At 72.2% G+C, this 25,608-nt stretch carries 21 protein-coding genes, 1 tRNA gene and 1 pseudogene; 13 read left to right on the top strand and 10 right to left on the bottom strand.

Features of this window, described 5'->3' with window-relative positions:
* The first annotated feature begins 39 nt into the window (after positions 1 to 39).
* The 7 genes from SSNG_RS14430 to SSNG_RS14400 all read left to right on the top strand — a co-directional run bounded on the left by SSNG_RS14430 (position 40) and on the right by SSNG_RS14400 (position 10,035).
* Positions 40 to 1,416: an acyltransferase gene (locus SSNG_RS14430; protein WP_042803506.1), complete on the top strand. Its 1,377-nt coding sequence runs from the start codon at positions 40 to 42 to the stop codon at positions 1,414 to 1,416.
* A gap of 28 nt (positions 1,417 to 1,444) precedes the next feature.
* Complete coding sequence (locus SSNG_RS14425; protein WP_042801015.1) at positions 1,445 to 3,244, top strand: ABC-F family ATP-binding cassette domain-containing protein; 1,800 nt, start codon at positions 1,445 to 1,447, stop codon at positions 3,242 to 3,244.
* Positions 3,245 to 3,432: 188 nt separating this feature from the next.
* Positions 3,433 to 5,091 carry a PQQ-binding-like beta-propeller repeat protein gene (locus SSNG_RS14420; protein ID WP_007264569.1) on the top strand — a complete coding sequence of 553 codons (1,659 nt, stop codon included), beginning with the start codon at positions 3,433 to 3,435 and terminating at the stop codon, positions 5,089 to 5,091.
* A gap of 53 nt (positions 5,092 to 5,144) precedes the next feature.
* Complete coding sequence (locus SSNG_RS14415; protein WP_007264568.1) at positions 5,145 to 6,797, top strand: PQQ-binding-like beta-propeller repeat protein; 1,653 nt, start codon at positions 5,145 to 5,147, stop codon at positions 6,795 to 6,797.
* A gap of 134 nt (positions 6,798 to 6,931) precedes the next feature.
* The gene (locus SSNG_RS14410) at positions 6,932 to 7,645 is read left to right on the top strand and encodes a LuxR C-terminal-related transcriptional regulator (RefSeq protein ID WP_007264567.1); all 714 of its coding nucleotides are present in this window, start codon (positions 6,932 to 6,934) and stop codon (positions 7,643 to 7,645) included.
* 183 nt (positions 7,646 to 7,828) lie between these two features.
* A complete protein-coding gene (gene galE / locus SSNG_RS14405; RefSeq protein ID WP_042801014.1) occupies positions 7,829 to 8,788 on the top strand; it encodes a UDP-glucose 4-epimerase GalE in 960 nt (319 codons plus the stop codon).
* Positions 8,789 to 9,258: 470 nt separating this feature from the next.
* Positions 9,259 to 10,035, top strand: a complete 777-nt coding sequence (locus SSNG_RS14400) for a response regulator transcription factor (protein ID WP_042801013.1) — start codon at positions 9,259 to 9,261, stop codon at positions 10,033 to 10,035.
* On the opposite strand, the gene SSNG_RS14395 is transcribed toward SSNG_RS14400, so the two are convergent.
* On the bottom strand, positions 9,994 to 10,491 hold the full coding sequence (locus tag SSNG_RS14395; protein WP_007264564.1) for a MarR family transcriptional regulator: 498 nt from the start codon (positions 10,489 to 10,491) through the stop codon (positions 9,994 to 9,996). The genes SSNG_RS14400 and SSNG_RS14395 overlap by 42 nt on opposite strands.
* A gap of 146 nt (positions 10,492 to 10,637) precedes the next feature.
* Here SSNG_RS14395 and SSNG_RS14390 point away from each other — a divergent pair, with 146 nt between their 5' ends.
* Both SSNG_RS14390 and SSNG_RS14385 read left to right on the top strand, forming a co-directional pair.
* A complete protein-coding gene (locus SSNG_RS14390; RefSeq protein ID WP_007264563.1) occupies positions 10,638 to 11,495 on the top strand; it encodes a trans-aconitate 2-methyltransferase in 858 nt (285 codons plus the stop codon).
* Between the two features lie 2 nt (positions 11,496 to 11,497).
* A complete protein-coding gene (locus SSNG_RS14385) occupies positions 11,498 to 11,887 on the top strand; it encodes a VOC family protein (protein ID WP_007264562.1) in 390 nt (129 codons plus the stop codon).
* Positions 11,888 to 12,003: 116 nt separating this feature from the next.
* On the opposite strand, the gene SSNG_RS14380 is transcribed toward SSNG_RS14385, so the two are convergent.
* Positions 12,004 to 12,678 carry a TetR/AcrR family transcriptional regulator gene (locus SSNG_RS14380; protein ID WP_094191986.1) on the bottom strand — a complete coding sequence of 225 codons (675 nt, stop codon included), beginning with the start codon at positions 12,676 to 12,678 and terminating at the stop codon, positions 12,004 to 12,006.
* Complete coding sequence (locus SSNG_RS14375; RefSeq protein WP_007264560.1) at positions 12,675 to 13,646, bottom strand: acyl-CoA desaturase; 972 nt, start codon at positions 13,644 to 13,646, stop codon at positions 12,675 to 12,677. The genes SSNG_RS14380 and SSNG_RS14375 overlap by 4 nt, the downstream gene beginning before the upstream one ends.
* 407 nt (positions 13,647 to 14,053) lie before the next feature.
* Between SSNG_RS14375 and ppc the strand changes: the two genes are divergently transcribed.
* Positions 14,054 to 16,747 (top strand): phosphoenolpyruvate carboxylase, encoded by a 2,694-nt coding sequence (gene ppc / locus SSNG_RS14370; RefSeq protein WP_050779868.1) that lies wholly within the window; start codon positions 14,054 to 14,056, stop codon positions 16,745 to 16,747.
* Positions 16,748 to 16,811: 64 nt separating this feature from the next.
* On the opposite strand, the gene pth is transcribed toward ppc, so the two are convergent.
* From pth to SSNG_RS14345, 5 genes are all read right to left on the bottom strand, one after another.
* Entirely contained in the window at positions 16,812 to 17,402 is a 591-nt protein-coding gene (gene pth, locus SSNG_RS14365) for an aminoacyl-tRNA hydrolase (RefSeq protein WP_042801011.1), read from the bottom strand.
* 108 nt (positions 17,403 to 17,510) lie between these two features.
* Positions 17,511 to 18,095: a 50S ribosomal protein L25/general stress protein Ctc gene (locus SSNG_RS14360; protein ID WP_042801010.1), complete on the bottom strand. Its 585-nt coding sequence runs from the start codon at positions 18,093 to 18,095 to the stop codon at positions 17,511 to 17,513.
* Positions 18,096 to 18,283: 188 nt separating this feature from the next.
* Positions 18,284 to 19,261: a ribose-phosphate diphosphokinase gene (locus SSNG_RS14355; protein WP_007264555.1), complete on the bottom strand. Its 978-nt coding sequence runs from the start codon at positions 19,259 to 19,261 to the stop codon at positions 18,284 to 18,286.
* Positions 19,262 to 19,394: 133 nt separating this feature from the next.
* The gene (gene glmU, locus SSNG_RS14350) at positions 19,395 to 20,843 is read right to left on the bottom strand and encodes a bifunctional UDP-N-acetylglucosamine diphosphorylase/glucosamine-1-phosphate N-acetyltransferase GlmU (protein WP_007264554.1); all 1,449 of its coding nucleotides are present in this window, start codon (positions 20,841 to 20,843) and stop codon (positions 19,395 to 19,397) included.
* Between the two features lie 108 nt (positions 20,844 to 20,951).
* Positions 20,952 to 21,023, bottom strand: a tRNA-Gln gene (locus tag SSNG_RS14345).
* 184 nt (positions 21,024 to 21,207) lie between these two features.
* On the opposite strand from SSNG_RS14345, the gene SSNG_RS14340 reads away from it, so the two are divergent.
* On the top strand, positions 21,208 to 22,452 hold the full coding sequence (locus SSNG_RS14340; RefSeq protein ID WP_042803498.1) for a histidine kinase: 1,245 nt from the start codon (positions 21,208 to 21,210) through the stop codon (positions 22,450 to 22,452).
* 14 nt (positions 22,453 to 22,466) lie between these two features.
* Here the strand turns inward: SSNG_RS14340 and SSNG_RS14335 are convergent, their stop codons facing one another.
* Both SSNG_RS14335 and SSNG_RS14330 read right to left on the bottom strand, forming a co-directional pair.
* On the bottom strand, positions 22,467 to 22,976 hold the full coding sequence (locus tag SSNG_RS14335) for an SUKH-3 domain-containing protein (protein WP_007264552.1): 510 nt from the start codon (positions 22,974 to 22,976) through the stop codon (positions 22,467 to 22,469).
* Positions 22,977 to 22,981: 5 nt separating this feature from the next.
* A complete protein-coding gene (locus SSNG_RS14330) occupies positions 22,982 to 23,560 on the bottom strand; it encodes a YwqJ-related putative deaminase (protein ID WP_128636963.1) in 579 nt (192 codons plus the stop codon).
* A gap of 227 nt (positions 23,561 to 23,787) precedes the next feature.
* Between SSNG_RS14330 and SSNG_RS14325 the strand changes: the two genes are divergently transcribed.
* Positions 23,788 to 24,783, top strand: a complete 996-nt coding sequence (locus SSNG_RS14325; protein WP_007264550.1) for an SMI1/KNR4 family protein — start codon at positions 23,788 to 23,790, stop codon at positions 24,781 to 24,783.
* A gap of 7 nt (positions 24,784 to 24,790) precedes the next feature.
* A pseudogene (locus tag SSNG_RS14320) lies at positions 24,791 to 25,608 on the top strand (hypothetical protein); the annotation flags it as partial.

Genomic DNA, 25,608 nt, shown 5'->3' with positions numbered 1-25,608 from the left:
CCTGTCGCCGCACCGAGTGCGCCCGCGACCGTAGTGGGCATGACAGTCAGCGCACGCGCCATGGCCGCCGCCACGCCCGCCTCCCGCGACCGGTACGTGGACCTTCTCCGGGTCGCCTCGCTCGCCACCGTGGTGTGCGGGCACTGGCTGATGGCCGCCGTCAGCACCGACGGCATAGGGAACCTGCTCGCGCTGGTGCCCCCGCTCCAGGTGCTCACCTGGGGGCTCCAGGTCATGCCGGTGTTCTTCTTCGTCGGCGGTTTCTCGCACGCCCTGTCGTACCGCTCGCTGGAACGCCGCGGCGAGGGCCGGCCCGTCTACGCGGCCTTCCTGCGCGCCCGCCTCCAGCGGCTGCTGCGGCCCACCCTGGTCTTCGTCCTGGTCTGGGCCGCGCTCGCACTGCTCGTGCAGCTCGCCGGGGCGGACGGCGGCCGGCTGGCCGGTGCCGCGCTGCGGATGGTCACGCAGCCGCTGTGGTTCATCGGGATCTACCTGGCCATGGTGGCCCTCACCCCGCCGCTGCTGCGGCTGCACGCCCGCTGGGGCTGGGGCGCCTTCGCCGCCCTGGCCGGCGCCGCGGCCCTGGTCGACGTACTGCGCTTCGCGCTCGGCGTCCCGTACGCGGAGTTCCTGAACTTCGCCTTCGTCTGGCTCGCCGTGCACCAGCTCGGCTTCCTGCGCGCCGACGGCCGCATCACCCGTCCCGCGGTCCTCGGCGCCGCCGGGCTCGCCGGGGCCGTACTGCTGGTGGCGGCCGGACCGTACCCGCTGTCCATGGTCGGGATGCCGGGGGAGAAGGTCTCCAACATGGCCCCGCCCACCCTCGCCCTGCTCTGCCACGGCATGTGGCTGGTCGGCGCCGTCCAGCTGCTCGCGCGGCCCGCGACGGCGTGGCTGGCCCGGCCGCGCGTGTGGCGCGGGGTCGTCGCCGCCAACGGCGTCGCCATGACCGCGTTCCTGTGGCACCTGACCGCCATGCTCGGCGTGTACGCCGCCCAGCTCGCCGCCGGCCTGGCGCTGCCCGAGCCGGCCACCGCCGCCTGGTGGGCGCAGGTGCCGCCGCGGATCCTGCTCGCCGCCGCCCTCACCGCCGCGCTCGTGGCCTGCTTCCGCCGTTTCGAGGCGCCCCGGCCCGCGCCCGCCGCCCCGCCCGCCGCCCCGCCCGCCGCCCGGACCCGGATCGCGGAGGGCGCCGGCGCCACCGGCAGCGGGCCCGCCGCCGCCCTGGGCACCACCCTGTGCCTGCTGGGGATCCTCGGCCTGTCCATGACCGGCCTCGGCGGGCTCCTGGAGGGCCACACGGCCGTCCTGATCGCCTTCCCGGTGACCGCACCCGCCGCCATCGGCATGGCAGTGGGGGGCGCCTGGCTGGTGGAACGTTCCGCGTCGGCCCGGAGGGTTAGGCTGAGGGGCTGATCCACACCCCTTCCCTGGAGCGCGTCTGATGGCCGTCAATCTGGTCAATGTCGAGGCAGTCAGCAAGGTGTACGGCACCCGTACCCTGCTCGACGGCATCTCCCTCGGCGTGTCCGAGGGAGACCGGATCGGCGTCGTCGGCCGCAACGGCGACGGCAAGACCACCCTGATCCGGATGCTCGCCAAGCTGGAGGAGCCCGACTCCGGCCGCGTCACGCAGAGCGGCAGCCTGCAGATGGGCGTGCTCACCCAGCACGACTCCCTCGACCCGGCCGCCACCATCCGGCACGAGATCATCGGCGACATGGCCGACCACGAATGGGCCGGCAACGCCAAGGTCCGCGACGTCCTCACCGGTCTCTTCGGCGGCCTGGACCTGCCCGGCTTCGGCCAGGGCCTGGACACCGTCATCGGCCCGCTGTCCGGCGGCGAGCGCCGCCGCATCGCGCTCGCCAAGCTGCTCATGGCCGACCAGGACCTCCTCGTCCTCGACGAGCCCACCAACCACCTCGACGTCGAGGGCATCTCCTGGCTGGCCGGCCACCTCCAGGCCCGCCGCTCCGCCCTCGTCTGCGTCACCCACGACCGCTGGTTCCTCGACCAGGTCTGCACCCGGATGTGGGACGTCCAGCGCGGTGACGTCTTCGAGTACGAGGGCGGCTACAGCGACTACGTCTTCGCCCGCGCCGAACGCGAGCGGATCGCCGCCACCGAAGAGGCCAAGCGGCAGAACCTGATGCGCAAGGAGCTGGCCTGGCTGCGCCGCGGCGCCCCCGCCCGCACCTCCAAGCCCCGCTACCGCATCGAGGCGGCCAACGAGCTGATCGCCGACGTGCCGGAGCCGCGCGACAAGTCCGAGCTGATGCGCTTCGCCAACGCCCGCCTCGGCAAGACCGTCTTCGACCTGGAGAACGTCACCGTCCAGGCCGGCCCCAAGACCCTGCTCAAGCACCTCACCTGGCACCTGGGCCCCGGTGACCGCGTCGGCCTCGTCGGCGTCAACGGCGCCGGCAAGACCTCCCTGCTGCGGGCCCTCGCCGAGGCCGCCCGCACCCAGGGCGAGGCCCAGCCCGCCGAGGGCTCCGTCACCGTCGGCAAGACCGTGCGCCTGGCCTACCTCTCCCAGGAGGTCGGCGAGCTCGACCCCTCGCTGCGCGTCCTGGAGGCCGTCCAGCGCGTCCGCGACCGCGTCGACCTCGGCAAGGGCCGCGAGATGACGGCCGGCCAGCTGTGCGAGCAGTTCGGGTTCACCAAGGAGAAGCAGTGGACGCCGGTCGGCGACCTCTCCGGCGGCGAACGGCGCCGGCTGCAGATCCTGCGCCTGCTCATGGACGAGCCCAACGTCCTCTTCCTCGACGAGCCCACCAACGACCTCGACATCGAGACCCTCACCCAGCTGGAGGACCTCCTCGACGGCTGGCCCGGCTCGATGATCGTGATCTCCCACGACCGGTTCTTCATCGAGCGCACCACCGACACCGTGATGGCGCTGCTCGGCGACGCGAGCCTGCGCATGCTGCCGCGCGGACTGGACGAGTACCTGGAGCGCCGCCGGCGGATGATCGAGGCCGCCGCCCCGGCGCCGGCCCCGGCCGCCGCCGCCAAGTCGACGTCCTCCGGGGACTCGCGGGCGGCGAAGAAGGAGCTCCAGAAGATCGAGCGGCAGCTCAACAAGATGTCGGACCGCGAGACGAACCTGCACGCCCAGATCGCCGAGCACTCCACCGACTACGACAAGGTCGCCAAGCTCGACGCGGAGCTGCGGGAACTGATCTCCGAGCGCGACGACTTGGAGATGCGCTGGCTGGAACTGGCCGAAGAAGCCTGAGTCCACCGGGCCCGCCAGGGCCCGGGAAAACGCCGGCCGGGCGCATAACGGCCGTGTCACGGGCCGGTCCTCCCTTGGGAACAGGGGTGCGACCGGCCCGGTGCGTACCGGCCACGAGTGATAGAAAGGGTCGGTTCTTTTCGATCTCCCGGACCGCCCCCACCGCCCGAACCCGAAGGTATGCGCTGATGACCGAGCCGCCCCAGCCGCCGAACCAGCCGCCGTCCCCTTCCGGTTACGGACACCTGCCCGGGCCGCCGCAGCAGGGCTACGGGTACCCGCCGCAGGGCCCCAACCCGTACGCGCAGCAGCCGCCGACGGTGCCGCAGCCGCTCGCCCAGCAGGGCGGTTACGGCTTCCCGCCGCCCGGGCCGGGCACGCCCCCCGGCCCGCCGGCCCCCGGCGGACGGGGCGGCAGGCGCAAGGGCGCGATCATCGTCGCGGCGGCCGTCGCCGGCGTCCTCGTGCTCGGCACCGGCGCCTGGTTCACCTTCCTGAGTGACGACGACGGTTCCAAGAAGCCCGCCGCGCAGGCCTCGGCGCCCACCGACCCCAAGCCGGCCGGCTCCCCGTCCGTGGACAAGGGCGACGGCAGCGGCAACGGCATGGGCGAGCAGACCGACCTCAACGCGGGCCGCAAGCCCGGCGAGGACAAGGCGCTGTGGCTCAAGACGGCCAAGCTCCTGGCCGGCGGCGACACGGGCATCCCCGCCCCGGCGATGTGGGTGGTCGGCGACAGCGTGGTCAAGACCGTCGGCAAATCCGTCATCGCCTACGCCGTCACCGACGGCAAGGAGAAGTGGAAGGTCGACTTCAAGACGGAGATCTGCGGCTGGGCCGACCAGACCACCGCCGACGGCAAGACCGTCCTCGCCGTCAAGGACGGCGAGGGCTCCAACGCCACCTGCAACCAGATGAAGCTCTTCGACCTGAAGGCCGGCAAGGAGGGATGGACCAAGGAGCTCGCCAAGGAGAACCTCTTCGACGGCGGCGGCTCCGTGTCCATGAACCTCACCGGTGACGTCTTCGTCGTCAACCGGATGGCCAACACCACCGTCCACAAGCTCTCCACCGGCGACAAGCTCTTCTCCGGCAACACCCCCGAGGGATGCCAGCCGACCCACTACGCCGCCGGCAACGGCAAGCTGCTCGCCGTCGCCCTGTGCATGGACGACGACAAGACCATCGAGGTCCAGGACGCCGACCCGGTCACCGGCAAGAAGACCTGGTCCTACCGGCTCCCCAAGGGCTTCCGCGTCACCAGCGTCCTGTCCGTCTCCCCGATCGTCCTCGACATCAGCAACCGGGACCTCAACAACGCGGACGACAACAAGCGGGCCATCATCTCCCTGACGCCCGACGGCAAGAAGCGCGCCAGCATGTCCGCCGAGGGCTCCTTCGAGACCAACTGCAACGCAAGCACCTCCGACAGCCTCCAGGGCTGCGGCAACTCCGTCGTCGACGGCGACACCCTCTACCTGCGCACCACCACCAGCAAGGGCTTCGACAACGAGGTCGTCGCCTTCGACCTCGCCACCGGCAAGGCCAAGTGGCGCCAGAAGGCGGGCGACAAGCGCAACTGGTACCCGGTCAAGGCGGCGAACGGCCAGCTCATCGCCTACCGCGCCGGCGCCCTGCGCGAACCCGGCGAGATCGTCTCCATGCCGGCCGCGGGCGGCCAGCCCAAGACGCTGCTGCGCATGCCCTCCGGCCCCTCCGCGAACATCGAGAGCGCGATGGTCACCTACCAGGTGCGGGCCTTCGAGGACGGCCGGTACTTCACCTCCGCCTCCAGGCTGAACGGCAACAACACGGAGGAGCGGCTCCTGATGGTCTTCGGCAAGTGAACGAGCCCACCGAGCGTCCCACCGAGCGCCCCACCGAGAGGCAGTAGCAAGCGATGAGTACCCCGCCGCCCCCCAGCCAGCCGCCCTCCGGCGGTTTCGGCGGCCCGCCGCCGGCCGGCCCCCCGCAGCCCCCCGCCCAGCCGCCCACCGTCCCGTCCCCCCAGGCCGGCTACGGCTACCCGCAGCCCCAGACGCAGCCCGGCTACGGCTACCCGCAGCAGCCCGGCACCCTCCAGGCCCCGGCACAGCCCCAGCCCACGGGCGGCGGCAACGACAAGCGCAACCAGCTGGCGATCGTCGGCGCGGCCGTCCTGGCCATGGCGCTCATCATCGGCGGCGGCTTCTGGTACGTCTCCGGCGACGAGGGCGGCTCCGGGCAGCCGACCGCGGGCGGCGCCAGCGGCTCCCCCGACGGCGACAAGGCCCCCGCCGGCACCCCCGGCAGCGAGAAGGTCCCGTCCAACCCCAAGTCGAAGACGCTGGTCAACGTCCCCAGCCCGGCCCCGGCCGACGTGGTCTCCGTCGACGGCTCCTGGCTGACCGATACCACCTACGCCAAGTCCGACCTGGCGAAGGTCGTCGGCTACAACCTCGTCGACGGCGGCAAGAAGTGGGAGCTCCCGCTCCCCGCCAACGTCTGCGGCGCCACCAAGCACATCAGCGACAACAAGACCGCCATCCTCTTCGAGGAGGGCATGGCGACCAACGAGAAGAAGTACCCCCAGTGCACCCAGGTCGGCGTCGTCGACCTGAACACCGGAAAGCTCCTCTGGTCCGCCACCGCCAAGTCCGCCACCGGCGGCGACAAGCCGGTCGCCTTCAGCGAGGTCACCATCAGCGGCCAGACCGTCGCCGCGGGCGGCCTCTACGGCGGCGCCGCCTGGAACCTCGCCGACGGCAAGTCCCTGTGGACCCCGAAGACCGACGGCGAAGGCTGCTACGACATGGGCTACGCCGGCGGCGAGGCCCTCGCCGTCCTGCGCAAGTGCGGCCGCGGCTCCAGCCCGACCCTGTACGCGCAGGCCCTCGACCCCGCCACCGGCGCGCCGAAGTACCAGTACAAGCTGTCCGCGGGCATCGAGTGGGCCGGCATCATCTCCACCAAGCCGCTCATCATCGCCGCCAACGTCGGCAACACCGCCAAGAACGCCACCAACGTCAGCGACCTGTTCGTCCTCGACGACGCCGGCCAGCTCAAGACCCGCATCGGCCTCTCCGCCGGCAGCTACGCCCCCAAGTGCCCCGCCACCGAGGTCGAGCAGTGCTCGAAGATGGTCGTCGGCAACGGCAAGGTCTACCTGCCGACGTACGAGCACCAGGGCTCGGCCTCCGTCGGCCGCACCAACGAGATCGTCTCCTTCGACCTGGAGACCGGCAAGGCCACCAGCGACCGCGCCGACGCGGGCGAGAAGTACACCATGTACCCGCTGCGCATGGACGGGTCCAACATCATCGCCTACAAGGTCCCCCCGTACGACGGCGGCGGCCAGATCGTCAGCATCGACGGCAAGACGATGAAGGAGACCCTGCTCATGCAGAACCCGGTCGACAAGGCCAGCCAGCGCGTGGAGACCGCGTTCTCGCTGGACCACTCGGAGTTCCGCTACCACAACGGGCGCCTGTTCATCTCCCGCACCACGGTGCGCAAGCCGTACTCGGAGAAGTCCGACCCCGAGTTCCTCTTCGTCTCCTTCGCGGCGAGCTGACGCCCGCCCCTCCCCCTGCGCCGAGAGCCCCCGGACGGTCCCCACCGATCGGGGGCTTTCGCGCGGTAACCGGCACGCCCCGTCGAACAAGCGTGTAGCTTGCCGGGTCAGAAGGATCTGGGGTGGGAGCCTTGATGGGCGTACGGGTCATGGTGGTCGACGAGCACCGTCTGCTGGCCGAGGCGCTCGCCTCGGCCCTGAAGCTGCGCGGGCACCGCGTGCTCGCGGCGGCCGCGCCGGCGGCCGGAGCCGCCGAACTGGTCATCGGCCGCGCCCCGGATGTGTGCCTGTTCGGCACCGCCGCCCCGGCGGAGCCCGGGGTCTTCGAACCGGTGGTGCGGATCAAGCGGGAGCGCCCGCAGATCGCCGTGGTGGTCCTGGGCCCCGTACCGAGCCCGCGCGGGATAGCCGCGGCCTTCGCCGCCGGCGCCTCGGGGTACGTACGCCAGGACGAGCGCATCGAGGGCGTCGAGCGGGCCCTGGCCAAGGCCCGGGCGGGGGAGGTCGCCATCGCCCCCCAGCTGCTCCAGGGGGCCTTCGCGGAGCTGCTGAACCCTTCGGCGCAGCCCGACGACGAGGGCAGCCGGCTGCTGCGGCTGCTGACGCCGCGGGAGGTCGAGGTGCTGGTCCGGGTCGCGGAGGGCGAGGACACCCGGCTGATCGCGGCCGGCATGGCCATCGCGCCGAGCACGGCCCGTACACACGTGCAGCGGGTACTGATGAAGCTCGGCGTGGGGTCGAGGCTGGAGGCCGCCGCGCTGGCCGCGCGCACCGGGCTGCTGGACCGGGCGGCGCTGCCCGTGCGGGAGCGGCCGCAGGGCTCGGGGGACGGGCCGGCCGGGGCCTGACCCCGCACAGCGCGTCCCGGCCCGCGCCCGGGCCGCCGGGTACGGGCGGCGGCGCCCGTCCGGGCGGGCGGGTACGGTGCCGGGAGGCCGCGATTTCCTCGGAAGCGTGGAATCCGGTAAGCCAGTCACCAGAGCACGCGCATCCGCGTGCCTGCGCGATGGACGCGATACAGAGGAGTGCGAGTGAGCAAGTACCTGGTGACCGGCGGTGCCGGATACGTGGGCAGCGTCGTGGCCGCCCATCTGCTGGAGGCCGGACACGAGGTGACCATCCTCGACAACCTCTCCACCGGCTTCGCCGAGGGCGTCCCCGCCGGCGCCACGCTGATCGACGGCCGGATCCAGGACGCCGCCGACCACCTGGACTCCTCCTACGACGCCGTGCTGCACTTCGCCGCCTCCTCGCAGGTGGGCGAGTCCGTGGTGAACCCCGGCAAGTACTGGGACAACAACGTCGGCGGCACCCTCGCGCTGCTGACCGCGATGCGGGAGGCCGGGGTGCGCCGGCTCGTCTTCTCCTCCACCGCCGCGACCTACGGGGAGCCGGCCGAAGGCGCGCTGACGGAGACCTCGGTGACCGCGCCGACCAACCCGTACGGCGCCTCGAAGCTGGCCGTCGACCACATGATCGCGGGGGAGTGCGCGGCGCACGGCCTCGCCGCCGTCTCGCTGCGCTACTTCAACGTGGCCGGCGCCTACCGCGAGTTCGGCGAGCGCCACGACCCCGAGACGCACCTGATCCCGCTGGTCCTCCAGGTCGCCCTCGGACAGCGCGAGTCCATCTCGGTGTTCGGCGACGACTACCCGACCCCCGACGGCACCTGCGTCCGCGACTACATCCACGTCGCCGACCTCGCCGAGGCCCACCTGTCCGCGCTGCGCGTCGCCGCCGAGGGCGAGCACCTGGTGTGCAACCTCGGCAACGGCAGCGGCTTCTCGGTCCGCGAGGTCATCGAGACGGTCCGCAAGGTCACCGGCCGGGAGATCCCCGAGGTCGTCGCCCCGCGCCGGGCCGGGGACCCGGCGGTCCTCGTCGCCTCCGCCCGCACGGCGCACGAGCGCCTCGGCTGGACCCCGACCCGCTCGGACCTCACCAACATCGTGACGGACGCCTGGAACTTCGCCCGCGAGCGCCGTTCCTGACCCCCGGGCCCCTCTCGGACCCCTGCCGCGCCCCCCGCACCCGACCGGTGCGGGGGGCGCGCGCGTGGGGGCCGGGCGCGGCGGGCAGGCGCCGCGCGCGGGCGCCCGGCGTGCGTACGCCGGGTGAAATGCCCCTCGTGCAACTGCCCGCGGCACACGCCGGTCGGAAATCCGCCTCCGGCACCGCCAGGAAGGTTGAAAACAAGCCACTGCCAAGGCCGTTGCGGACCGTCCCACCGGAAAATCGCTCGAAAAACTTCTGCTATTCGGCCAACCGCGGGACCCCGCCCGCTCTACGCTGATGCGTGACACCGGTGGGGGCCGGTGTTGATTCAGGGGTCGAGACACGCCGGGTACGGCGTCCGGTCCGGGGTAGTGCACAGATGTCGCGGCGGCGGCCGCGGGGGCTGTGGGCCACCCGGCCGGGCGCCGTACCCGTAGTCGTCCGTTCCCCGACCCTTGGGGGTTCTGTGGTTCGTATCCGGGTCCTGGTGGTCGACGGCCACCGCATCTTCGCCGAGTCTCTGGCAGCCGCGCTCGCGGCCGAGCCGGACGTGGACGTGTCCGCGGCCGGCAGCGGTCCCGCGGCCACGCGCTGCCTGGAGCGCGCGGTGGCGGAAGGCCGCCGCTACGACGTGCTGCTCGTCGACGCCGACCTCGGCGCCGGCGCGGCCGCGTCGGGCGCCGTGCCCGGCCAGCGGGAAGCGGGCTCCGGCCCGGCCCCGCCGCCGGCCGACGGGATCGCCCTCGTCGCGGGCGTCCGGGTGGCGCACCCCGGCGTGCGCACCGTGGTCCTGGCCGAGCGCGACGACCCGCGCCGGGCCGCGCTCGCCCTCCAGGCGGGCGCCTCGGGCTGGGTCGCCAAGGACTGCTCGCTCTCGCGGCTGCTGGCCGTCGTCCGCGGGGTGCTGCGCGAGGAGACCCACCTGCCGCCCGCCCTGCTCACCGGGGTGCTCCGGGAGCTGACGGCCGCCCGCAAGCACCGCAGCGACAGCGAACGGCTCGTGGAGTCCCTCACCCCGCGCGAGCACGAGGTGCTGCGCTGCATGGTGGCGGGGCTGGGCCGCAAGGACGTGGCCGCGCGGCTGTTCCTGTCCCCGCACACCGTCCGCACGCACATGCAGAACGTGCTGGGCAAGCTCGGGGTGCACTCCACCCTGGCGGCCGTGGCGCTGGCCCGGCGGGCCGGCGTACGCCCCGCGGAGCTAGCCGGGGATGTTGTCGAACGGAGCGGTCAACTGGCGTAGCAGCCCGGCGAGCTCGCCCCGCTGGCTGGTGGAGAGCTGGGCCAGGATCGCGCGTTCCTGGGCCAGCAGTCCCGCCAGGGACTGGTCGGCGCGGTCGCGCCCCTCGGGCGTCAGCCGGACCAGCACCCCGCGCCGGTCGCTGGGGTCGGGCAGCCGCTCGACGAGGCCCTTCTTGGCCAGCCGGTCGATGCGGTTGGTCATGGTGCCGGAGGTGACGAGCGTCTGCGTCAGCAACTGTCCGGGGGAGAGCTGGTAGGGCGCGCCGGCGCGCCGCAGCGAGGTCAGGACGTCGAACTCCCACGGCTCCAGGCCGTGCTCGGAGAAGGCGAGCCTGCGGGCCCGGTCGAGGTGGCGCGCGAGCCGGCTGACGCGGCTGAGCACTTCGAGCGGTTCCACGTCGAGGTCAGGGCGCTCTCGCCGCCATGCCGCGACCAGTCGGTCGACCTCGTCCTCCATGCCGATCAGTGTACGGGGTCTGTCGACATGAAGTCTCTTCAAATCGAGAATCTTGACATCGAGATATAGTCTGGCCGAGCATGGGGCATGGAGGGTGCCGGAACAGCTTCCGCTTCCGACCGCCCCACCAGTAGGGAGGCTCGAACATGCATTCCGATATCGCGCCGGCCGTGCGCCCCCACTCCCTGGACGGCTCCGCACCCGTCTGGGACCCCCAGCAGTACCTCCGCCACGCCGGTCACCGCACGCGCCCGTTCCTCGACCTGATGAACCGCATACCCGAGCTCCCCACCAGCCCCGCCCGTATCGCCGACCTCGGCTGCGGCCCCGGCAACGTCACCGCGCTCCTCACCGAGCGCTGGCCCGACGCCCGCATCACCGGCTTCGACCTCTCCCCGCAGATGCTCCAGCGCGCCACCGACGAACACGCCGGACCCACCCCCGGCGGCGGCCGGCTCGACTTCCGCCACGCCGACCTCGCCGACTGGATGCCCGAGGAGACCTACGACCTGATCGTCTCCAACGCGGCCCTGCAGTGGGTGCCCAGCCACCCCGGCTCCTTCGCCGCCTGGATCAACGGCCTGCGCCCCGGCGGCACCTTCGCCTTCCAGATCCCCGGCAACTTCACCGCCCCCAGCCACCGGCTCCTCGCCGAACTGTGCGACACCCCGCGCTGGCGCGACCGCCTCGCCGGACACGGCGCCCGCTACATCCACATCCTCGAACCCGCCGAATACCTGGCCCGCTTCACCGAACTCGGCTGCGCCGTCGACGTCTGGGAGACCACCTACTCACAGCTCCTCCAGGGCGCCGACCCGGTCCTCGACTGGGTGAAGGGCACCGCCCTGCGGCCCGTCCTCACCGCCCTCGGCGACGACCGCGAGGCCGTCGACCGCTTCCTCACCGAATACCGCGAGGCCCTGCGCGCCGCCTACCCGCCGGGCCCCCGGGGTACCGTCTTCCCGTTCCGCCGCATCTTCGCCGTCGCCCACAAGGAGGCATGACCATGCTGACCGCAGTCGACCACGTCCAACTCGCCGCGCCGCCCGGGTCGGAGGACAAGCTGCGCGCCTACTACCAAGACGTCCTGGGCATGCGGGAGATCTCCAAACCGCCCGTCCTCGCCGCGCGCGGGGGCTGCTGGTTCACCGCCGGAGGCGTCCAGCTGCACCTGGGCGTGGAAGAGGACTTCCGGCCGGCCCGCAAGGCGCACCCCGGGCTGCGGGTGACCGGCATCGAGGCGTACGCGGACAGAATCCGCGAACGCGGCGCCGACGTCGTCTGGGACGACAACCTGCCGGGCCACCGGCGCTTCTACTCCCACGACCCCGTGGGCAACCGGCTCGAGTTCCTGGAGCCCCACGCCCCCGACGCCGGCGGTCCCACGGACGGCTGACGGCCCGACGGCCGGCCGGCCCGCACGCCCCCCGTACGGCGACGCGACGGCGCCCCGCCACCGGAGAACACCTCCCGGTGACGGGGCGCCGTCGCACCCGCGGCCTCCCGCGGACCTCAGCTCTTGCGGTGGCCCACCAGCCGCGGCCGCGCCTCCAGGTTCTCCAGCCCGTGCCAGGCCAGGTTCACCAGGTGCGCCGCCACCTCCGCCTTCTTCGGGCGCCGCGTCTCCAGCCACCACTGGCCCGTCAGCGCCACCATCCCCACCAGCGCCTGCGCGTACAGCGGGGCCAGCTTCGGATCGAAACCCCGGGCCTTGAACTCCAGCCCCAGAATGTCCTCCACCTGCGTGGCGATGTCACTGATCAGCGACGCGAACGTGCCCGTCGACTGCGCCACCGGCGAATCCCGCACCAGGATCCGGAAACCGTCCGTGTAGTTCTCGATGTAGTCCAGCAGCGCGAACGCCGCCTGCTCCAGCAGCTCCCGCGGATGCCCGGCCGTCAGCGCGCCCGTCACCCCGTCCAGCAGCTGCCGCATCTCGCGGTCCACGACCACCGCGTACAGGCCCTCCTTGCCGCCGAAGTGCTCGTACACCACCGGCTTGGACACCCCGGCCTTGGCCGCGATCTCCTCCACCGAGGTGCCCTCGAAGCCCTTCTCCGCGAACAGGGTGCGGCCGATGTCCAGCAGTTGCTGGCGCCGTTCGGCGCCCGTCATCCGGACCCGGCGTCCTCGCCTGGGCTTGTCGCTGCTGGTACTGCTGCCGTCGATCGCCACGTCCCCCATCATGCCGCGTTCGGCGTGTTTTCCCTGCGCCGGGCGTCGATCCTCGCCCCGGACGGCCAGCGCACGTCCCGGGCCCACCCCAGCAGCTCGAACCAGCGGATCAGCCGGGCGCTCGAATCCACCTGCCCGCGCAGCACCCCGTGCCGCGCCGACGTCGGGTCCGCGTGGTGCAGGTTGTGCCAGGACTCACCGCACGACAGCACCGCCAGCCACCACACGTTGCCCGACCGGTCCCGCGACTTGAACGGCCGCTTGCCCACCGCGTGACAGATCGAGTTGATCGACCACGTCACGTGGTGCAACAGGGCCACGCGCACCAGAGAACCCCAGAAGAACGCCGTGAACGCACCCCACCAGGACATCGTCACCAGACCGCCCACCAGCGGCGGGATCGCCAGCGACAGCACCGTCCAGAACACGAAGTCACGGCTGATCCGCCGGATCGCCGGGTCCTTGATCAGGTCCGGGGCGTACTTCTGCTGGTTGGTCTGCTCCTCGTCGAACAGCCAGCCGATGTGCGCCCACCACAGGCCCTTCACCAACGCAGGCAGCGTCTCCCCGAACCGCCACGGCGAATGCGGGTCGCCCTCGTGGTCGGAGTACTTGTGGTGCTTGCGGTGGTCGGCCACCCATCGCACCAGCGGCCCCTCCACCGCCATCGACCCCATGACCGCCAGCACGATCCTGAGCGGCCGCTTCGCCTTGAAGGAACCGTGCGTGAAGTAGCGGTGGAAGCCGATGGTGATCCCGTGGCAGGCCAGGAAGTACATGAACACCATCAGGCCCAGGTCCAGCCAGGTCACCCCCCAGCCCCAGGCCAGCGGCACCGCCGCCAGCAGCGCCAGGAACGGCACGGTGATGAACAGCAGGAGCGCGATCTGCTCCACGGAGCGCTTCTGCTCGCCACCGCGCGTCGCGGAGGGCGCGGAAGCCGCCGAGGAATCCTCGATCAGTCCGGGGCTCATGGTCATGGTGGGGTTCCCCTGGGGGGTGAGAAGCCGGCAGGCGCCGGGCCACGGACCTACGGATCCGTAACCTACGGCAACGTAAGTATGGCAAAGGCGGCCCCCGCGGCAACAGGACGACGCCCCGACGGCGCCACCCGCGCGAACCGAGTCCAAAGGGCGGGCGCTCTGCCAGGGCACAGGGACAGTCCACCTATCCTGGTGTCGTCGGACAGCGCGGTCCGCACGGGCAGCCCGGGCTGCGCAGCACGACCGGCACGGCCGCACACCCCGGGAGCCCACAGCCCAGTAGCGCTCGAACACTGCAAGGAGCCGCACCTGTGAGCAGTGCTGACCAGGCCGCCCAGGCCCCCGTCACCCAGCCCGCCGACCCCTCCGCCCCCACGCGGACGGCGCAGACGGCGAACGCGGAGCTGCGCGCGGACATCCGCCGCCTCGGCGACCTCCTCGGCGAGACCCTCGTCCGCCAGGAAGGCCAGGAACTCCTCGACCTCGTCGAACGGGTCCGCGCCCTGACCCGCACCGACGGCGAAGCCGCCGCGGCCCTCCTCGGCGACATCGACCTGGAGACCGCCGCCAAGCTGGTGCGCGCCTTCTCCACCTACTTCCACCTCGCCAACGTCACCGAGCAGGTGCACCGCGGCAAGGAACTGCGCGCCCACCGCGCCGCCGAGGGCGGGCTCCTCGCCCGCACGGCCGACATGCTCAAGGACGCCGACCCGGAGCACCTGCGCGAGACGGTCAAGAACCTCAACGTCCGCCCCGTCTTCACCGCCCACCCCACCGAGGCGGCCCGCCGCAGCGTCCTGAACAAGCTGCGCCGCATCGCCGCCCTCCTGGAGGAGCCCGTCTCCGGCGCCGGTGACCGACGCCGCCACGACCTGCGGCTCGCCGAGAACATCGACCTCGTCTGGCAGACCGACGAACTGCGCGTCGTACGCCCCGAGCCCGCCGACGAGGCCCGCAACGCCATCTACTACCTCGACGAGCTGCACGCCGGCGCCGTCGGCGACGTCCTGGAGGACCTCGCCGCCGAGCTCCAGCGCGTGGGCGTCGAACTGCCCGCCGGCACCCGCCCCCTCACTTTCGGCACCTGGATCGGCGGCGACCGCGACGGCAACCCCAACGTCACCCCGCAGGTCACCCGCGACGTCCTGATCCTCCAGCACGAGCACGGCATCACCGACGCCCTCGAACTCGTCGACTTCCTGCGCAGCCTGCTCTCCAACTCCATCCGCATCGCCGGCGCCACCGAGGAACTCCTCGCCTCCCTCCAGGCCGACCTGGAGCGCCTCCCCGAGATCAGCCCGCGCTACAAGCGGCTGAACGCCGAGGAGCCGTACCGCCTGAAGGCCACCTGCATCCGGCAGAAGCTCCTCAACACCCGCGAGCGCCTCGCCAAGGGCACCCCCCACGAGGAAGGCCGCGACTACCTCGGCACCGCCGAGCTCCTCGCCGACCTCACCCTCATCCAGACCTCCCTGCGCGAACACCGCGGCGCCCTCTTCGCCGACGGCCGCATGGACCGGACCATCCGCACCCTGGCCGCGTTCGGCCTCCAGCTCGCCACCATGGACGTACGCGAGCACGCCGACGCCCACCACCACGCCCTCGGCCAGCTCTTCGACCGGCTCGGCGAGGAGTCCTGGCGCTACGCCGACATGCCGCGCGACTACCGGCAGAAGCTCCTCGCCAAGGAACTCCGCTCCCGCCGCCCCCTCGCGCCCACCCCGGCCCCCCTCGACGCGGCCGGCCACAAGACCCTCGGCGTCTTCTCCGCCATCAAGGACGCCTTCGAGAAGTTCGGCCCCGAGGTCATCGAGTCCTACATCATCTCGATGTGCCAGGGCGCCGACGACGTCTTCGCCGCCGCCGTCCTCGCCCGCGAGGCCGGCCTCGTCGACCTCCACGCCGGATGGGCCAAGATCGGCATCGTCCCGCTCCTGGAGACCACCGACGAGCTGCGCGCCGCCGACGTCATCCTCGACGAGATGCTCGCCGACCCCTCCTACCGCCGCCTCGTGTCCCTGCGCGGCGACGTCCAGGAGGTCATGCTCGGCTACTCCGACTCCAGCAAGTTCGGCGGCATCACCACCAGCCAGTGGGAGATCCACCGCGCCCAGCGCCGCCTGCGCGACGTGGCCCACCGCCACGGCGTCCGCCTGCGCCTCTTCCACGGCCGCGGCGGCACCGTCGGCCGCGGCGGCGGCCCCTCGCACGACGCGATCCTCGCCCAGCCGTGGGGCACGCTCGAAGGCGAGATCAAGGTCACCGAGCAGGGCGAGGTCATCTCCGACAAGTACCTCGTGCCCTCCCTGGCGCGCGAGAACCTGGAGCTGACCGTCGCGGCCACCCTCCAGGCCTCCGCCCTGCACACCGCCCCGCGCCAGTCCGACGACGCCCTCACCCGCTGGGACGCGGCCATGGAGATCGTCTCGGACGCCGCCCACGGCGCCTACCGCGAACTCGTCGAGGACCCCGACCTCCCCGCCTACTTCTTCGCGGCCACCCCCGTCGACCAGCTCGCCGACCTCCACCTCGGCTCCCGGCCCTCCCGCCGCCCCGACTCCGGCGCCGGCCTCGACGGTCTGCGCGCCATCCCGTGGGTGTTCGGCTGGACCCAGTCCCGCCAGATCGTCCCCGGCTGGTACGGCGTCGGCTCCGGCCTCAAGGCCCTGCGCGAGGCCGGCCAGGACACCGTCCTCGCCGAGATGGGCGAGCGCTGGCACTTCTTCCGCAACTTCCTGTCCAACGTCGAGATGACGCTGGCCAAGACCGACCTGCGGATCGCCCGCCACTACGTCGACACCCTCGTCCCGGACGAACTGAAGCACGTCTTCGACCGGATCCAGGCCGAGCACGAGCTCACCGTCCGCGAGGTCCTGCGCATCACCGGCGGGGAGCAGCTCCTCGACTCCCAGCCCGTCCTCCAGCAGACCTTCGCCGTCCGCGACGCCTACCTGGACCCGATCTCCTACCTCCAGGTCTCCCTCCTGGCCCGCCAGCGCCAGGCCGCGGCCCGCGGCGAGGACCCCGACCCGCTGCTGGCCCGGGCCCTGCTGCTGACCGTCAACGGCGTCGCCGCCGGCCTGCGCAACACGGGCTGACCGGTCCCGTACACGCGAGAAGCCCCCCGCCACAGGCGGGGGGCTTCCTCGTCACACGACCGGATCAGGAGTTGTACGCCGACTGGGCGCGCTCCAGGCCCTCCTGGACCAGGCACTCCACCGCGTCCGCGGACCGGTCCACGAACCAGTCCAGCTCCTTGCGCTCCGTGGAGGAGAAGTCCCTGAGCACGAAGTCCGCGACCTGCATCCGGCCCGGCGGACGGCCGATGCCGCACCGCACCCGGTGGTAGTCGGCGCCCATCGACTTCGTCATCGACTTCAGCCCGTTGTGGCCGTTGTCGCCGCCGCCCAGCTTCAGCCGCAGCGTCGCGTAGTCGATGTCGAGCTCGTCGTGGACCGCCACGATCCGCTCCAGCGGGACCTTGTAGAAGTCGCGCAGTGCCGTCACCGGACCACCCGACAGGTTCATGAAGGACAGCGGCTTGGCGATCACCACCCGGCGGTTCAGCGGTCCCGGCGGACCCATCCGGCCCTCGACCACCTGCGCCCGCGCCTTGTGCGCCTTGAACTTCCCGCCGATCCGCTCCGCCAGCAGGTCCGCCACCATGAAACCGATGTTGTGGCGGTTGCCGGCGTACTCCGCCCCCGGGTTACCGAGACCGACGATCAGCCACGGCGCCGCGTCGTCCGACATCAAAAGCTCCTTAAACCCGTGAACAAGCCCGTGAACGAGAACGACCGCCGTCCCGCTCCAGTGGAGCCGGACGGCGGTCGGTCAGCAACTGCTGAGGTGGGGCGAGGCTCAGGCCTCGTCGCCCTCGGCGGCCGCGGCGGCCGGCTCCTCGGCCTGCGGGGCGACGACCTGCAGGACGGCGGTCTCACCGTCGACGGCCAGCGTGGTGCCGGCCGGCAGGACCAGGTCCTTGGCGTGGATGGAGGCACCGGCCTCCAGGCCCTCGATGGAGACGGTGACCTCGGTCGGGATGTGGGTGGCCTCGGCCTCGACGGTGATGGTCGTCAGGAGGGTCTCCAGCAGGTTGCCGCCGGCGGCCAGGTCGCCCTCGGTCACGACCGGAACCTCGACCGTGACCTTCTCGCCCTTCTGGACGATCAGGAAGTCGACGTGCAGGATGTTGCGCTTCAGCGGGTGGCGCTGGACGGCCTTGGAGATGACCAGCTCGGTGCCGTCACCCTCGATGTCCAGGGACAGCAGCGCGTTCGGGGTCTTCAGCGCCATCATCAGGGCGTGCGCCTCGACGCCGACGTGCTTCGGGGTGGTGCCGTGGCCGTAGATGACACCCGGGGTCAGGGCGTCACGACGGGACTGGCGGGCGGAACCCTTGCCGAAAGAGTCGCGGAGCTTCGCGGAAAGCTTGATCTCGGACATGTTCACTCCTCGTGGGGTGACGAAAACGGACAGAGGTCACCCGGCCGGAACGGCCTGCTACGAAGAGCGCGTCGATAACGGAGCACCCGTACCGGAAAACAGGTACGGCCTCCCTCGCCGAGCAACTCGTCGAGTGTACCCGGCGGGGAGGCCGCGCCCAAAAGGATCTAGCCCTGCGGCATCGAGCCCTACTGCTGTTCCTCGAACAGGCTGGTCACCGAGCCGTCCTCGAAGACCTCGCGGACCGCGCGGGCGATCATCGGGGCGATCGACAGGACGGTGATCTTGTCGAGCTCCAGGTCGGACGGGTCGGGCAGGGTGTTCGTGAAGATGAACTCGCTGACCTTCGAGTTCTTCAGGCGGTCGGCCGCCGGACCCGACAGGATGCCGTGCGTGGCCGTCACGATGACGTCCTCCGCGCCGTGCGCGAACAGCGCCTCGGCGGCGGCGCAGATCGTGCCACCCGTGTCGATCATGTCGTCGACCAGGACGCAGACGCGGCCCTTGACCTCACCCACGACCTCGTGGACGGTCACCTGGTTGGCGACGTCCTTGTCGCGGCGCTTGTGCACGATCGCCAGCGGCGCGTCCAGGCGGTCGCACCAGCGGTCGGCCACGCGGACGCGGCCGGCGTCCGGGGAGACCACCGTCAGCTTCGTGCGGTCCACCTTGGCGCCCACGTAGTCCGCGAGGACGTTCAGGGCCGACAGGTGGTCCACCGGACCGTCGAAGAAGCCCTGGATCTGGTCGGTGTGCAGGTCGACCGTCAGGATGCGGTCCGCACCCGCGGTCTTCAGCAGGTCCGCGACCAGGCGGGCCGAGATCGGCTCGCGGCCCTTGTGCTTCTTGTCCTGGCGGGCGTACCCGTAGGACGGGACGATCACGGTGATGGAGCGGGCCGACGCGCGCTTCAGCGCGTCGATCATGATCAGCTGCTCCATGATCCACTTGTTGATCGGAGCCGTGTGGCTCTGGATCAGGAAGCAGTCCGCGCCACGAGCCGACTCCTGGAAGCGGACGTAGATCTCACCGTTCGCGAAGTCGAAAGCCTTGGTCGGCACGAGGCCGACACCGAGCTGGTGCGCGACCTCCTCGGCCAGCTCGGGGTGGGCGCGGCCGGAGAAGAGCATGAGCTTCTTCTCGCCGGTCGTCTTGATCCCGGTCACAGCACTGTCTCCTCAGACGTGTGAAAGCTGCTCGCCCCCGTATGCGTCCGTCCCGCACACGGTGAGCCAGCCGAATTGCGTGCACCTATCACGGTACGCCGTCCTGGGCGTACCTGTTTCCGGTCAGTTCACCTCAATGGCTGCCGGAGTCCTTCTCCGCCGACGACTGCGCGGCCGTCGCCGCCGCACTGCCGGGACGCTTGCGGGCCACCCAACCCTCGATATTCCGCTGCTGGCCACGGGCCACGGCCAGCGCGCCGGGCGGCACATCCTTGGTGATCACCGAGCCGGCGGCCGTGTAGGCGCCGTCCCCGATGGTGACGGGAGCCACAAACATGTTGTCCGAACCCGTCTTGCAGTGTGAGCCGACCGTGGTGTGGTGCTTGTGCTCACCGTCGTAGTTGACGAACACGCTCGCCGCGCCGATGTTCGTGAACTCACCGATCGTGGCGTCACCCACGTACGACAGGTGCGGCACCTTCGTGCCCTCACCGATCGTCGCGTTCTTCATCTCGACGTACGTGCCGGCCTTCGACTTCACACCCAGGTTCGTCCCCGGACGCAGGTACGCGAACGGGCCCACCGAAGCCAGGTCCCCGATCACCGCCGAGTCCGCCACCGCGTTGTCCACCCGGGCGCCCGCGCCCACGCGGGTGTCCTTCAGCCGGGTGTTCGGACCGACCTCGGCCCCCTCGCCGATGTGCGTCGCACCGAGCAGCTGCGTACCGGGGTGGACCACCGCGTCCTGCCCGAAGGTGACCGTCACGTCCACGAGCACGCTCGCCGGGTCCACCACCGTTACGCCGGCCAGCATCGCCCGCTCCAGCAGCCGCGCGTTCAGCAGCGCGCGCGCCTCGGCGAGCTGCACCCGGTTGTTGATGCCGAGGATCTGCCGGTGGTCGCTGCCGACCGCCGCGCCGACGCGGTGCCCCGCCTCGCGCAGGATCCCCAGCACGTCGGTGAGGTACTCCTCGCCCTGGCTGTTGTCGGTGCGCACCTTGCCGAGCGCGTCCGCGAGCAGTGCGCCGTCGAACGCGAAGACCCCGGAGTTGATCTCCCGGATCGCGCGCTGCGCGTCGGTGGCGTCCTTGTGCTCGACGATGGCGGTCACGGCGCCGGTGGCCGGGTCGCGGACGATGCGGCCGTAGCCGGTGGAGTCGGGGACCTCGGCGGTGAGCACGGTGACGGCGTTGCCGTCGGCCTCGTGGGTGGCCGCGAGGGCGCGCAGGGTCTCGCCGGTGAGCAGCGGGGTGTCGCCGCAGACGACGATCACGGTGCCGGTCAGCTGGCCGCCGAGCTCCTCCAGGGCCATGCGGACGGCGTGGCCGGTGCCGTTCTGTTCGTACTGGACGGCGGTGCGGACGCCGGCGTCGACGTCGGCGAGGTGCGCGGCGACCTGCTCGCGGGCGTGGCCCACGACGACCACGAGGTGGGTCGGGTCCAGCTCGCGGGAGGCCGCGACCACGTGACCGACGAGCGAGCGCCCGGCGATCTCGTGCAGAACCTTGGGTGTGGCCGACTTCATGCGGGTGCCCTCACCCGCTGCGAGTACGACGACGGCTGCCGGGCGGGTTGCGCTCACGGGTGGGCCCTTCGGCTTCGGGGGTGGACCCGTGAAGGATAGCGGGGGGTCACAGTCCGAAAACGAGGCCGGGTCCCGACCGTGAAGCCGGGACCCGCGTGTGCCAAGCTCCCCCGCCAGGACTCGAACCCGGACATAAGGCACCAAAAGCCTCAGTGCTGCCAATTACACCACAGGGGATGGCCAATCAACCTGAAACGGATATCCAGTCGTCCCGGTCCAAGTTGATCGCTCCTACTATGCCGCACCCTGCCCCCTCGACGCGACGGTCAATACGGTGGTGCGGGCCGGTGCCCCGCGGCTCCGGCGGTTCACGGGATTTCGGCCCGCCACCGTGCCGGGCCCGCTGCGTACGCTGGACGGCATGACCAGTACGGGGGATGGGCGCGAGGGGACGGGCCGGGACGGGCCCTGGTGGTGGGAGCGGCGGCGGGCGGCCGTGCTCGACGTGGGGCTCGGGGTGGCCTCGGCCGTCGAGTGCGCCTTCGAGGGGGTGCCGACCGCGCGCGAGGCCGGGGTGCCGGTGTGGGCCGGGGTGCTCTTCGGGGCGCTGGTGGGCTCCGCCCTGGTGCTGCGCCGGCGCCGCCCGGTGGCGGTGGTGCTCGTCGGGATCGCCGTCACGCCGGCCACGATGGGCTTCCTGCTCGGCGTGGTGGGGCTGTACACACTGGCGGCGTGCGAGGTGCCCCGGCGGATCCTGGCGACGCTGGCCGCGATGTCGCTGGCCGGGACGTTCGTGGTGACGTACGTGCAGACCCGCGGGGACGTGGAGGCCGACGGCACGCTCGTGATCGTGCTGTCCGTGTTCATGGCGGTGGCGCTGACCGTGCCGCCGGTGCTGCTCGGGCTGTACGTGGGCGCGCGGCGCCGGCTGATGGAGAGCCTGCAGGAGCGGGCGGACTCGCTGGAGCGGGAGCTGTCGCTGCTGGCGGACCGGGCGGAGGAGCGGGCCGAGTGGGCCCGCCAGGAGGAGCGGACGCGCATCGCGCGGGAGATGCACGACGTGGTGGCGCACCGGGTGTCGCTGATGGTGGTGCACGCGGCGGCGCTGCAGGCGGTGGCGGCGAAGGACCCGGTGAAGGCGGTGCGGAACGCGGCGCTGGTGGGTGACATGGGGCGCCAGGCGTTGACGGAGCTGCGGGAGATGCTGGGGGTGCTGCGGGCTCCGGAGAAGCAGCCGGTGGTGCGGGAGGTGTCCGCGCCGGTGGCGCTGGAGGAGGGGCCCACGCTCGGGGAGCTGGAGGCGCTGGTCGGGCAGTCGCGGGCGGCCGGGATGGTCGTGGAGGTGCTGGTGCAGGGCGAGGGCGGCGGCTATCGGCCGGAGGTGGAGCAGACGGCGTACCGGGTGGTGCAGGAGGCGCTGACCAACTGCCACAAGCACGCTCCGGGCGCGCGGGTCGTCGTACGGCTGGCGCACCGGGAGGGGGAGGTGGCGATGCAGGTGGAGAACGGGCCGTGCGAGGGGGAGGCGCGGGGCGCCGACCTGCCCAGCGGGGGGAACGGGCTGCTCGGGATGCGGGAGCGGGTGGTGGGGCTGGGCGGGGTGTTCGTGTCCGGGCCGACGGACGGCGGGGGGTTCAAGGTGTCGGCGGTGCTGCCGGCCCGGTAGGTGCCGCGGGTCCGTCAGCCGGTGGTGAGGCGGGCGGGCTGGAGGCCGGTGAGGAGGAGGGTGAGGGCCTCGTCGAGTCCGGAGCCGAGGTACCAGTCGCCGGTGTGGTCGACGAGGTAGACGCGGCCTTCGAGGTCGATGGCGAGGTGGGAAGCGCCGTCGGTGCCGGCGCCGAGCGGGCTGAGCTGGGTGGACAGGGCCCGTCCGAGGTCGGCGAAGGTGCGGGCCAGGTGGAGGCCCGTCAGCGGGTCGACGCGTACGGCCGTGGGGGCCGTCTGGCGGCCCGGGCCCGGTGCGCTGAGGGTGAGGCCGCCGAATTCGGCCCAGGCCTCGACGGCCGCGGGGAAGACGGTGTGCCGGTGGCCGGCGGGGGTGGTGTGGTCGCGCAGGGCGTCGGCCCAGTATTCGGCCTGCTTGATGTCCCAGCGGCCGGGTTCCCATCCGGCGGTGCGCAGGGCGGAGTCCACGGGTCCGGGGAAGCGGGTGGCCGAGGAGCGGTCGTAGGAGGCGGAGGACGCGGTCATGGTGGCTACTCGGGGTGGGTGAGGTCGACGGGGCGTACGCCGAAGTGGTTGAGGAGCGCGTCGCAGGAACGGCAGGGCGGCGCGTAGGTGCCGTGCAGGGGGTCGCCGTCCTCGCGGATGTGGCGGGCGGTTATGCGGGCGTGCTTGAGGGAGCGGCGGGCCTCGCTCGCGGAGAGCGGCTTGCGGGAGGCGCGCTTGCTGCGGGCGCCCTCGACGGCGGTGAGGTGGCGGGAGAGCAGGATCGCCTCGGGACACCGTCCGGTGAAGCGTTCGCGCTGGCCGCTGGTGAGGGTGTCGTGGAAGTCCTGGACGAGCGGGTGCAGGGCGGGCGGCCGGTCGCCCTTGCCGGCGGTGCCGGTGAGGGTCTCGCCGCGGACGGAGAGGGCGGCGGCGACGGTGGGCAGGATGCCGTCGCGGCGGAAGCGGAGCACGGGCGTGGTCTGGACGGTGCCGGAGCTGCTCCAGCGCAGCCGGGGGTCGCCGGCGGCGCCGGTGTCGGCCGGCTGCGGGCGGCCCGTGCGGGGCGCCACGTCTTGCGTGGTCGCGGTCTGTGTGGTCGCGGTCCGTGTCGTCGCGGTCTGCATGGTGCTCTTCCCTCCCGTGGCGGCGGTGGTGGTCGCTGTCGCGCACGCCCCCGTGCTGCGGGACAGCCTGTCAAATGTCACCTGGCGCGCGGAAGCGGGGTCGAATATTCGTATCAATTCGGATGTTCCCGCCCCGTCGGCGCACGCGCGCCTCGGGGGCGGGTGAGGGTCTTGCCGGAGCACATAGGCTGTGGTGAACCAGCCAGATCCAGCAGGGGGCTACCGCCATGACGACAGGTCGGCTCGGGCAGCAGGCCGCGCCACCCAACGCCGCTTACTCGGGGCAGGTCGTGCACTTCCCGGACCCGGTCCGGGCTGCTCGGCATCCCCACGGGGTGCGGATGGACGGCAACGGTCATCCCGATTTCTCGCGCTACGCGCGCGCGGCCGTGGAGATCGCCGAGCCCCCGGAGGGCTTCGGCGTGGACGAGCTGCGCCTGACGGACTTCGTGTCCGCCAACGCGGCGATGCGTGCCGCCGGGCACCCGCTCTGGGACACGGTGGGTCCGGTGGCGACCCCGCACGGCTGGACCTGGCACCACGTCGCGGGCTCGCGGCGGATGGAGCTGGTCCCGGTCGAGGTCAAGGCGCTGCTGCGGCACCACGCGGGTCTGGCGACCGCTCCGGTGGACCACGACAAGCGCGGGGCGCGGCCGCTGCAGGAGGCGCGTCCGGCGCACCTGGGCCTGCCGAAGGCCCTGGTGTCGGTGTCGGAGCAGCAGGTGCAGGGTGTCGAGGAGGACCTCGGCTACCGGCTGCCGGAGGCGTACCGCTCGTTCCTGAAGGCGGCGGGCGGCTGTGCGCCGGTGGGGGCGGGGCTGCTGGTGGAGCTGGGACTGCTGGTGGACCAGCCGTTCTTCACGGTGCGTGAGGAGGCGGCGGTCAACGACCTGGTGTACGTGAACAAGTGCCTGCGGGACCACCTGACGAAGGACTACCTGTGCGTGGCGTTCGTGCAGGGCGGGCTGCTCGCGGTGAAGGTGAAGGGCGAGGGCGTGGGCTCCGTCTGGTTCTCCCCGTACGACGACGCGCGCGACCGGGACGGCTGGACGGTGCAGGAGCGGGTGGAGCGTCTGTTGCTGCCGTGCGGTGCCGATTTCGATGCCTTCCTGGAGCGGTTGGCGGGTAATCCGCCGGAGCTGGAGACGGTGGCCGGTCTGATGGTGGACGGCGGATTCGCGCGTTCGGTTGCAGTGTCCGGTGCCGGCATGGGTGAGGGGTGACGGCGTCGTGGTGACGTTCGCGCAGGCGCAGGAGCGCGCCGAGGAGTGGATCAACGGGGACGTGCCCGCGTACCAGCACCGTGAGGTGCGGGTGCGGGAGTTCGGGCTCGGGTTCGTGGTGTGGGCCGAGGACCGGGCGGCCGGTCCGGTGTCCGGTGGTGGGCGGCAGCGGCTGGTCATCGCGCGGGACAGCGGTGAGGTGACGTTGTGGCCGGGGCTGCCGGTGGGTGAGGTGATCCGGCGGTACGAGGAGGAGTACGGGGCCGCTGCCGCGTCGGCGGCTTCGGAGGCTTCGGTTCCGCCGCCGCGGATCGACTCGGAGCAGACGTCGTTCATGCTGACGCCGCCGCAGTGGCTGCAGGAGGCGGCGGACCGGGCGGGGATTCCGCCGGCGGGTGGTGCGGGTGCCGGTGCGGGTGCCGGGACGGGTTCGGGTTCGGGCTCGGGTGCGGGTTCTTCCGGCTCGGGTGCCGGGGTCGGTGCCGGAGCCGGTGCCGGGGTCGGTGCGGGTGCGGTTTCGGGGGGTCCGGTTCCGCTCGGGCGCGGGGGCGAGGTGCCGTACGAGCCGACCGCGAACGACGGGGTGCCGGCCGGGTCCACGCCGTGGGCCGGGACGGACGTGAACTCCGGTGCCGAGGACGGCTCCGTTCCGCTGCCCGCCACCGTGTTCGCGCCGCCGCTGTCCGGCTCCGACCTGGACGACGCGCCCTCCGCCTCGGGGGTGGCCCCGGAGGCCAAGACCACGCTGATGGCGGGCGGCAGCCAGCTGCCGAAGACGACCGTGGCTCCGGCGTTGGCGGTTTCTGGCGGATGCCGGGTCCATCG

The organism is Streptomyces sp. C, from assembly GCF_000158895.1.
GTDB lineage: Bacteria > Actinomycetota > Actinomycetes > Streptomycetales > Streptomycetaceae > Streptomyces > Streptomyces racemochromogenes.
Note: the sequence above shows the minus strand (reverse complement) of the source record. Positions and strands in the feature narration are given on the sequence as shown.